The organism is Alkanindiges illinoisensis (genome assembly GCF_004377485.1).
Classification (GTDB): domain Bacteria; phylum Pseudomonadota; class Gammaproteobacteria; order Pseudomonadales; family Moraxellaceae; genus Alkanindiges; species Alkanindiges illinoisensis_A.
This window is the reverse complement of record NZ_SNTY01000041.1, coordinates 1-10,307: the sequence shown is the minus strand read 5'-3', so window position 1 is coordinate 10,307 and position 10,307 is coordinate 1. Positions and strand designations below refer to the sequence as shown.

At 47.2% G+C, this 10,307-nt stretch carries 7 protein-coding genes; 1 reads left to right on the top strand and 6 read right to left on the bottom strand.

All coding sequences use genetic code 11. The features are described 5' to 3' along the window. Positions 1 to 195 precede the first annotated feature (195 nt). From vapC to E2B99_RS10050, 4 genes are all read right to left on the bottom strand, one after another. Positions 196 to 588, bottom strand: coding sequence for a type II toxin-antitoxin system tRNA(fMet)-specific endonuclease VapC (vapC, locus tag E2B99_RS10065; RefSeq protein WP_134244835.1), 393 nt, complete (start codon positions 586 to 588; stop codon positions 196 to 198). Beyond that, a complete protein-coding gene (locus E2B99_RS10060; protein WP_134244834.1) occupies positions 588 to 821 on the bottom strand; it encodes an antitoxin in 234 nt (77 codons plus the stop codon). The genes vapC and E2B99_RS10060 overlap by 1 nt, the downstream gene beginning before the upstream one ends. 118 nt (positions 822 to 939) lie before the next feature. After that, complete coding sequence (gene metH, locus E2B99_RS10055; protein WP_134244833.1) at positions 940 to 4,632, bottom strand: methionine synthase; 3,693 nt, start codon at positions 4,630 to 4,632, stop codon at positions 940 to 942. 131 nt (positions 4,633 to 4,763) lie between these two features. Further along, a complete protein-coding gene (locus tag E2B99_RS10050; protein ID WP_134244832.1) occupies positions 4,764 to 5,411 on the bottom strand; it encodes an alpha/beta hydrolase in 648 nt (215 codons plus the stop codon). Between the two features lie 188 nt (positions 5,412 to 5,599). Between E2B99_RS10050 and E2B99_RS10045 the strand changes: the two genes are divergently transcribed. Then, positions 5,600 to 7,216, top strand: coding sequence for an inorganic phosphate transporter (locus tag E2B99_RS10045; RefSeq protein WP_134244831.1), 1,617 nt, complete (start codon positions 5,600 to 5,602; stop codon positions 7,214 to 7,216). 59 nt (positions 7,217 to 7,275) lie between these two features. Here E2B99_RS10045 and E2B99_RS10040 read toward each other — a convergent pair whose 3' ends face one another. Together E2B99_RS10040 and E2B99_RS10035 are read right to left on the bottom strand one after the other, a co-directional pair. Then, positions 7,276 to 8,367, bottom strand: a complete 1,092-nt coding sequence (locus tag E2B99_RS10040) for an SUMF1/EgtB/PvdO family nonheme iron enzyme (RefSeq protein ID WP_134244830.1) — start codon at positions 8,365 to 8,367, stop codon at positions 7,276 to 7,278. 20 nt (positions 8,368 to 8,387) lie between these two features. Then, the gene (locus tag E2B99_RS10035; RefSeq protein ID WP_134244829.1) at positions 8,388 to 10,070 is read right to left on the bottom strand and encodes an arylsulfatase; all 1,683 of its coding nucleotides are present in this window, start codon (positions 10,068 to 10,070) and stop codon (positions 8,388 to 8,390) included. Positions 10,071 to 10,307 lie beyond the last annotated feature (237 nt).

The following is a 10,307-nucleotide window of genomic DNA, read 5'->3' as shown; positions in this document are numbered from 1 at the left end:
GAGATTCATGCACGTGTGGCAGTATTAAATAAATTTATGGAATTAGGCCGAGCTCATACCCAAGTTGTCACTTAAATTTGAGTCGCTTAGGGTAGTTCTATTTTTTAAATCTTTGTGCAACAAAGCCCTAAGCCTGAAAATATTATACATCTCAAAATTCACTTTAAGATGCTTAAACTGAAATTTTAAATATTCCTATATCCAATTTTCTAATTTTAATCCATTTACTCTTTCAAACTCAGCTACATTATTAGTTATCAGTGTTGCATCAATTGATAAAGCATGCGCGGCAATTAACATATCTAATGAACCAATCGGTGTGGCTTGCTGCTGTAAATGATTGCGCAATGTCGCGTAATCCCAAATACAATGCTCATCAAAAGGCAAAATTTCCAGTGGTGCAAAGAATTTCTGCAAAGCCAACTTATTTTTAGCTGAACCACTTTTTTCGACACCAAATGTTAATTCACTGGCCGTAATACTGGAAATCGCAATTTCACCAAGGGAATACTGCTTGAATCGTTCAATCACCTGTGGTGGTTTATGATTAATAATATAAATACAAATATTGGTATCAAGCATGAGCATTAGAAATCTAACTCCTCACGTTCCTGATCCTGCTGTGCTTCACGCTCTAAATGAAAGCCATTTTCAAACTCATGTAGTGATTCTTCCAGCATTTGCCACGGTTGGTTCATTGGTAATAAAAGCACACCGTTGCCAAAGCGCTTAATGGCAACTTCTTCACCAGCAAACCGAAAAGCCTTAGGTAACCTGACAGCCTGACTACGGCCAGACTGGAAAATTTTGGCATGTTCCATAAAAAAAGCCCTATGATAGTGACCATTGATATCTATCATAGGGCTTGATGATTTATTATTCAATAACGAATAATTTTCTATGCATCATTAAATAACAAAAATCATTGAATAACGTAAATCACTCAAGATTCGGTGCCAACCAGCGTTCAGCCTGTTCAATGCTCCAACCTTTACGCTTGGCATAATCCTCTAATTGGTCTCGGCCAATTTTGCCCACATTAAAATAATCCGACTCTGGATGAGAGTAGAAAAATCCACTTACCGAAGAGGGCGGCATCATGGCGTAATGCTCAGTGAGTTGCGTGCCAATGGCATCGGTGGTGTTTAACCAGTTAAACAGCGTCACTTTTTCCGAATGTTCAGGGCAGGCCGGATAGCCCGGAGCCGGACGAATGCCTACATACTGCTCCTTGATGAGCGCATCATTGTCCAGTGCTTCATCGCTGGCATAACCCCAGAATTCCTTACGCACGCGCTCATGCAGATGCTCGGTAAAGGCTTCTGCCAAACGATCTGCCAAAGATTGCGCCAGAATGGCTGAGTAGTCATCACCCTTGGCGCGGTAGTCAATGGCCATTTCTTCCGCACCAAAAATGGATACGGTAAAGCCACCCAGATAATCCTGTGCATGCGAATCTACTGGACTAATATAATCTGCCAGTGACAGGTTGGGCTTACGGCTCACATTATCGGTTTGCTGGCGCAGGTGATGGAACGTATGCGTGGCATTCTGGCGTAATTCATCGTCATACACCACCAAATCATCTGCACTAATTCGGGCCGCTGGTTTTAGGGTAAATACGGCTCGCGCATCCAGCCTATTGTTATCCACCAGATCTTTGAGCATGGCTTGTGCTTGTGCATACAAGTCACGCGCGGCTTCACCCACCACTTCATCTTCCAGAATTTTGGGGAACTTACCGGCTAGACTCCACGAGATAAAAAACGGTGTCCAGTCAATATAAGGCACCAGTTTTTCCAGTGGATAATTTCGCAAAACCTGTGTGCCAAGCTGGTTGGGCACAGGCGGACGGTAATTCTGCCAGTCAATTTTTAGTCCATTATCGATGGCCTGACTGTAGCTTAACCGTGCGGCTTTGGGTTGTTTATTGGCAAGCCGTTCACGAACTTTTTCATAATCCTCACGGGTTTGTGCAATAAAGGCTGGCTTCATTTCCGGTGAGAGTAGGGTGGTTGCTACGCCAACCGCACGTGAGGCATCGGCCACGTAAATGACGCCATCATTGGAATACTGCGGGTCAATCTTAACGGCGGTATGCGCTTTGGAAGTGGTTGCACCGCCAATCAGTAGTGGAATCTTAAAGCCCTGACGCTGCATTTCCTTGGCCACAAATACCATCTCATCAAGGCTTGGGGTAATCAGGCCAGACAAGCCAATAATGTCCACTTTTTCATCAATAGCGGTTTGCAGGATTTTTTCGGCGGGGACCATCACGCCCATATCAACAATGTCATAGCCATTGCAGCCCAGCACCACGCCCACGATATTCTTGCCAATATCATGCACGTCGCCTTTGACCGTCGCCATCAGCACTTTGCCTTTGCTTTGGCCAGCCGTTTTCTCAGCTTCAATGTACGGATTGAGCCATGCTACAGCTTGCTTCATCACACGGGCAGATTTCACCACTTGTGGCAGGAACATTTTACCTGCACCAAACAAATCGCCAACCACGTTCATGCCATCCATGAGCGGGCCTTCAATCACATCCAGCGGACGCTTGGATTTTAAGCGGGCTTCTTCGGTATCGGCATCAATGAATGCGGTAATGCCTTTAACCAGCGCATATTCCAGCCGTTTTTCCACGCTTTCATTACGCCATTCCAGATTTTCAACCGGTTTGGCAGCCGTAGAGCCACCACCACGGTATTTTTCGGCAATATCCAGTAATCTTTCGGTGGCTTCATTACCTGATGCGCCCTGGTTTTTATTCAGGATCACGTCTTCAACCGCGTCTTTTAATTCTTTGGGAATGTCATCATAAATCGCCAGTTGCGAGGCGTTGACAATCCCCATGGTCATGCCTTGCTGAATGGCATAATACAAAAACACGGCGTGAATGGCTTCGCGTACCGGCTCATTGCCCCGGAAAGAGAAGGACACGTTGGACACGCCGCCAGAAATCATGGCATGTGGCAGGTTTTGCTTGATCCAGCCTGTCGCTTCAATAAAATCTACCGCATAGTTGTTATGTTCTTCAATCCCGGTGGCAACGGCAAACACGTTGGGATCAAAAATAATGTCTTCAGCAGGAAAGCCCACGTCATTGACCAGCACATCATACGAGCGCTTGCAGATTTCCTTTTTGCGTGCGGCAGTATCAGCCTGACCGTCTTCATCAAATGCCATTACAATAATGGCAGCACCATAACGACGGCAAAGCTTGGCTTTTTGCACAAACTCGTTATAGCCTTCTTTTAAGCTAATGGAATTGACAATCGGCTTGCCCTGAACGCACTTTAAGCCCGCTTCAATGATTTCCCATTTTGACGAGTCAATCATGATGGGCACGCGGGAAATATCAGGCTCGGACGCAACCAGTTTTAAAAAGTGCTCCATCGCGCCTTGCGAATCCAGCATGCCTTCGTCCATGTTAATGTCGATGACTTGCGCGCCGCCTTCAACCTGTTCACGCGCCACATCCAGTGCTTCGTTAAAGTTTTCTTCACGAATCAGGCGTAAAAACTTTTTTGAACCGGTAACGTTGGTGCGTTCCCCCACGTTGACATACAGCGAATCAGCTTCAATATTAAACGGCTCTAAACCGGATAAACGACAGGCCGGGGCAATTTCTGGAATCTGGCGCGGCGCAATGTCTTTGACCGCTTGATAAATAGCAGCAATGTGTTCCGGTGTGGTGCCACAGCAGCCGCCGGTAATGTTAATCAGGCCGCTTTGGGCAAACTCGCGCAAGAATTCGGCAGTTTCTTCTGGAGTTTCATCGTATTCACCAAAGGCATTGGGCAGGCCAGCATTGGGATGTGCCGACACAAAAATATCGGCTTTATCACTAATGGTTTTGACATGTGGGCGCATGGCATCGGCCCCCAGCGCACAGTTAAAGCCAATTGACAGCAGGTTGCCATGCCGTACCGAGTTCCAGAATGCTTCGGCAGTTTGACCCGACAGGGTACGGCCAGAGGCATCAGTAATGGTGCCGGAAATCATCAGCGGCAGTTCACGGCCAATTTCTTCAAACACTTGCTGCACCGCAAAAACTGCAGCCTTACAGTTGAGCGTATCAAATACGGTTTCAATGAGAATAATGTCCGCACCGCCTTCAATTAAGGCATGCGTGGATTCCACATAGTTTTCAACCAGCAAATCGAAAGTCACATTGCGAAAAGCCGGGTTGTTCACATCCGGTGAAATCGAGCAGGTGCGTGAGGTTGGCCCTAAAACACCCGCAACAAAACGTGGCTTGTCCGGATTTTTGCGGGTAAATTCCTCACAAACCTGCTTGGCCAGCCGGGCAGCTTCACGGTTGATTTCCGGCACCAGATCTTCCATGTGATAGTCAGCCATGGAAACGCGCGTGCCGTTAAAGGTGTTGGTTTCAATAATATCGGCGCCTGCTTCCAGATACTGCGCATGAATGCCCTGAATAATCTGGGGCTGGGTGAGTACCAGCAGGTCATTGTTGCCCTTGACGTCATGCGGCCAGTCGGCAAAACGCTCACCGCGATAATCGGCTTCCTCAAGTTTGTGGCGCTGAATCATGGTGCCCATTGCGCCATCGATAATTAAAATTCGTTTGGCCAGTAATTCTTTGAGGGTGGCAAGCGTGGACATCAACAACTCCGACAGCGGCTAGGGCAAATTAAGATTGAAACTAAAGCAGGGCAAAAAAAGCAGGCTAAAGCAAAGGGAAATATTCTAGCAGATTTGTGCTCAGGATATGAGGCGGGATCAGACCAGCCGCTTTAAAAGGCAGGCAGTATTCCAGATTTTAACGTTGCCAGTTCATGCAACAGGCGCTCTAAAAACAAGGTGCGTACTTCTGGAATTATACGTTCAGCCGGATAGCAGCGCACTATATTCAGGTGGTCTACATTGGCATCAATGGGATAGGCAATATTTTCTACATGGGTATCAAAGCCCGGTGCAATAGCCAGATTACGATGATATCTATGGTCTGTTCCCAAACGGTCAACCGCAGCAAAATAATTCAGGTAGCGTTTAATATTGGCTGGAATCTGACGCACGTTAAAGCCCCACTGTGCCGGATACAGTCGCCCCATACCGCCAGCCGCTAGCGAAATCACCAAGTCACAGTCAATGCCGTGTTCTTGTAATACTTTGGCTACTTTTATCACCTGACTGCCACCCTGACTATAGCCAATCAATACAATGGGGCAACCTGCCTTGCCAGCTTCAATGAGATCCCGAGCCACCGCCGCTGGGCGCTGGTGATTGCTATACAAGGATGTATCCTGATAACCGGCTTCACGCAAAAACTGTAATAAATGACGCTCCATGTGGCTGCCGGCCAATAAACCATGAATCAGCGCAATTTTTGGCCCGTGGTAATTTTTGGCTGGATTAGCACGCCAGTTTTGCGAAGAAGACATTTTATTACTCAGTGATCAGATCAGCGAAATCATAACAACAAGTGGTCAAAATGGCATTAACAGGCTATTTTCATGTTTAAAAACCAGTCAATTAATTAGGAAAGATCGGAAATTACAGCATTTGTCATGTAAATGTCATATAAGTGTCACAAAATAGACACAATCAAACGGTTATTAGTTTCGTTTCTATGCACAAACCAGAATCGCAAGGGCAGCCTCTGGCTCCAGCAAGCCTGAACTCAAGTAACGTGGATACGCCGCCACCCAAGTTTTTTAAGCCGGCGTTCCTCGGTATTATTGCTGTAGCACTGATTTATATTGCCACACAATTATTTGCCGATTTATCCCAGATTCCCCAGATGGCATTATTTTCATTTGCCTTACTGGCGGTTGCATTAATCATTGCGCTGGGCTTTGAGTTTGTAAATGGCTTTCATGATACGGCCAATGCGGTAGCCACCGTGATTTATACCAACGCTATGCCGGCGCATGTGGCAGTAATGTGGGCTGGATTGTTTAATTTTCTGGGTGTGCTGTTTGCCAGCGGTGCAGTGGCCTATGGCATTTTGGCTTTGCTTCCGGTTGAGCTGATCTTAAATGTCAGCAGTGGCGCGGGTTTTGCGATGGTATTTGCCTTGCTGATTGCGGCGATTACCTGGAATCTGGGCACATGGTATTTTGGCATTCCAGCCTCCAGTTCACACACTATGGTCGGTTCGATTATTGGCGTGGGTCTGATGAACCAGCTGCTCAATTCATCACATGGTACCAGCGGCGTTGATATTGAACAGGTGATTAAGGTTGGCAAAGCTTTGCTGTTTTCACCCATGATTGGTTTTGTGTTTGCAGCAGTAGTGTTTCTGCTATTAAAGTTTATCTTTAAAAAGCGTCTTGAGCTGTTCAAACCGCCAGTAGGCAACGAGCCACCACCGCTGGGCATCCGTGCCATGCTGATTTTTACCTGTACCGGCGTTAGCTTTGCGCATGGTTCCAATGATGGGCAAAAAGGCATGGGCCTGATTATGCTGATTTTAATTGGCATTGCACCATTGGCATATTCTCTGAACAAAACACTGGATGCTTCGCAGGTACAATCCTTTGTAGTGGTGTCTGACCAAGCGGCACAGGTACTGGCACCCAAAGCATCAAGCATGACAGAAACCGCAGCACGCGCTACCTTAACCAATTATATTCAGGATCGTGAGGTTAATGCAGATGTGGTGCCTGCTGTGGCAGTGTTATCGCAGCATATTAGTGAAGAAGTCGCAACGTATAAAAACCTGAACAATGTACCCGCCAATGCAGTGGCGGCCTTGCGCAATGATATGTATCTGAGCAGTGCTGCACTCAAGCGACTGGATAAAGACAAGGCCATGCCAAAACTTGCCGAGCCTGACAGCAAGGTTGTGGAAAGCTACCGCAAGGGGCTGGATCAGGTGACCCAATATATTCCAACCTGGGTGAAAGTGGCTGTGGCGCTAGCGCTGGGTCTGGGCACCATGGTGGGCTGGAAGCGTATTGTGGTGACTGTGGGTGAGCGCATTGGCAAATCACACATGACCTACGGGCAGGGCATGGCGGCTGAGCTGGTTGCCATGACAACTATTGGCATTGCGGATCGTCTGGGTATGCCGGTTAGTACCACGCATGTGCTCAATAGTGCGGTTGCGGGAACCATGGCAGCCAATAAATCCGGTTTGCAATGGTCAACCATTCGTACCATTTTGTCAGCGTGGGTGCTCACCCTGCCAGCAACAGTGGCTCTGTCAGGTGGTTTGTACTGGCTGTTTTTACGGTTTGTCTAAAAGTTTGTAATATAAAAAATACCCGGCTTAGGCTGGGTATTTTTTTGAGCTTAAACCAGTTATTTAAGGTTTAATACGGTTCTAAACCCAACATGGCTGGTCGGCAAATTGGCCTCCTGTGGATGACGTGCAGCCGCCCGATAGCGTACGCAATAATTGGCCGCACATAAGTAAGAACCGCCTTTAATGACAAATAGTGTGGCATCAAATAGCATTGTCTTGGACTGAGCAGGTTGTAAACTTTGAGCCAGCGCCGGATTGCCGCCATGTCCATCGGGCAGGTTATGTGCATCAACATCCTGTTCATGGCTGTTGTGATAGGGCGATTGCGTCCATTCCCAGACATTGCCAATCATGTCATACAGGCCATACGCATTGGCTGCATAACATCCTGCAGGCGCAACCCCAGCAAAATGGTCAGTCTTGCTGTTTTGCACGGGAAAATCACCTTGCCAGTAGTTGGCACTGGGTGCGCCATGTTCATCATGCGGTGCCTTGTCCAGTGATGGCGCTTGTCCCTGTGCTTTGGCGGCATATTCCCATTGGGCTTCGGTGGGCAAGTCATGACCCAGCCACACGGCATAGTGCTCGGCATCGTTCTTGGTGACCAAGATGACGGGTTCATGCTCCTTGTTTTTAATTGAACTATTGGGACCATTGGGCTGTTTCCAGTTGGCTCCTTTAACAAAATGCCACCAGCTATTATTGCTGATGGCTTCCCCGGCTTTAGGTGCCATAAATACCGCACCACCGCCCGTTTTTTCCGCATCGGTTATATAGCCCGTTGCTTTTACAAATTGGGCAAACTGGGCATTGGTGACTTCGGTCTGGTCAATCCAGAAAGCCGCAATAGGCGTGGCAGCGCCACTTTTTAAGGGCAATTCATCCTGGTAACCTTGGGTTGAGCCAATTTGTAATTCACCCGCAGCAATATAGGCCATGCCTGCCTTTGGGTTTTTGCCAAAGTTTGCAGGCAATCCTGTATAGCGCTGGCAATGTTGCAGGTTACCCAGCGCTAAAGGTTTTGCCAGAGCAACATCCGGAGATGACTGCTGTTTGGCTGTATCAGTTGGTTGGCAACCTTGGGCGGAAAATATAAATAGCCCCAGTGCTATCACGCCGTAGCACTGGTTTAAACACTGATTCTTCATTGAATAAAGGCTAATCAAAGTTACTGTTTACCAAAGAAAGGCTGTACACCATTATCTTTGGCGTACTGGCTATATTTGGTTTTTAGGTCCGCCACAATATCCGGATGCTGTGCCGCCACGTTGTTGCGTTCGGCACGGTCATTTTTAATATCGTAGAGTTCCCAGTCACCGGTTCCCAGAATATTTTTACCCTGATACGGTGCTTGCAATTCCAGTTTCCAGTTGGCGGTGCGCACATACTGGTTGCCGTGCAGTTCATCGCCAAACACAAAGTTATCGCCGTACACAGTGCTGGTTTTGTTTTGCAGCAAGGATAGCCATGACTTGCCAGTGATAGGATGCACAGTTTTACCATTGTATTGGCTACCCGGATTTTTGATCTGGGCAACTTCCAGGATGGTCGGTGATACATCTTTGACCGAAGTAAAGCTGGTGTTTATGGTTTCAGCCTTATTCTGGCTGGGCAGCTTGATGATGGCTGGAGACAGCACGGCACCTTCGCCCGCAGTCAGTTTCCATAAATGGAATGGGGTAGAGCTGACTTCAGCCCAGCGTGACCCAATACTCACATAAGAAGTCGGCTTGCCAATATTATTCAGGCTGTTGTCAAAGCCATTGGCATTACGGGGAAAGCCTTCAGCGCCATTGTCAGACACAAAGAAAATTAGCGTATTGTCATATTGGCCACTTTTCTTAAGCGCTGCAATGATGCGGCCCACGTTGTAATCCAGATTTTCGATCATGGCCGCATATACTTCCATTTTGCGGGCTTCAATTTTCTTCTGGTCATCGGTCAGCTCATTCCAGCTTCCGGCGTTGTCCGGTGTGTTGGCTGTGGCTAATGGATTAGCAGGCTGGAAATCTGCAGGAACAATCCCCAGTTGTTTCTGGCGTGCAAGACGCTGGTTACGAATGGCATCATAGCCTGCATCGTATTTGCCTTTATATTTTGCAATAAATTCATCTGGTGCCTGAAGTGGCCAGTGCGGGGCGGTATAGGCCGCATAAGCAAAAAACGGCTTGTCGTCCTTGTTGCTGTTTAGGTAGTCCAGCAGCTTATCGGTATAATAGTTGGTGGAGAAAAAACCATCGGGCAGTTCAACAGCCTGACCATCCTCGGTATACGTACCGGGACGCTGCACGCTGGCAGGTTTGTCCTTGTAGTGCAAATCATAGCCTTGCAGTAGTACAAATGAGCGTTCAAAGCCGCGTGCCTTGGGGCCATATTCCGAGGTTAATCCCAAGTGCCATTTTCCAGCCATATAGGTGTGGTAGCCATTGTCCTTAAGCAATTGCGGCAGGGACAATACACGGTCATTTAAATAGCCTTCATAGCCATCCGCACCGCGCACATTGTCATTAATACTTTCAGCCATGGAGCCAATACCGGCCAGATGATGGTCAGTACCGGACAATAATTGCGAGCGGGTGGGCGAACAGGCTTGCGCCGTATGATAGTCGGTGAGAATGCGGCCTGTGCTGGCCAGTGCATCAATATTTGGCGTACTGATTTCACCACCAAACGCTCCAAGGTCTGAATATCCTAAATCATCCGCCATGATAAACAGAATATTCGGCTTCTTTTTTTCTACAGCAGGCACATTAGCCTGATCATTTTTGTCATTATCAGTGCACGCTGTCAGGCCAACGGCCACACTGCACAGGCCTGCAACCAAAAATTGTCTGGTAATAAAAGTAGCCATTGATATTCCTCTAAAAAATTATGTGAGGAATGGTAGGCAACCGGTTTATCTTTTTAAAATCTTAGATTCTCAAATGAAGTGCAACAGAGATTAATTTATTGGAAGGAAGGAAGATGAGCTAGCATTCTGTTTCCGACCGACCAAAGTCAAAGTTGCATCATGAACTATACTCATCTTACTCAAGAAGAAAGATATCAGGTTTATACATTATTACGTGAAGGTTTTTCTAAACGTTAT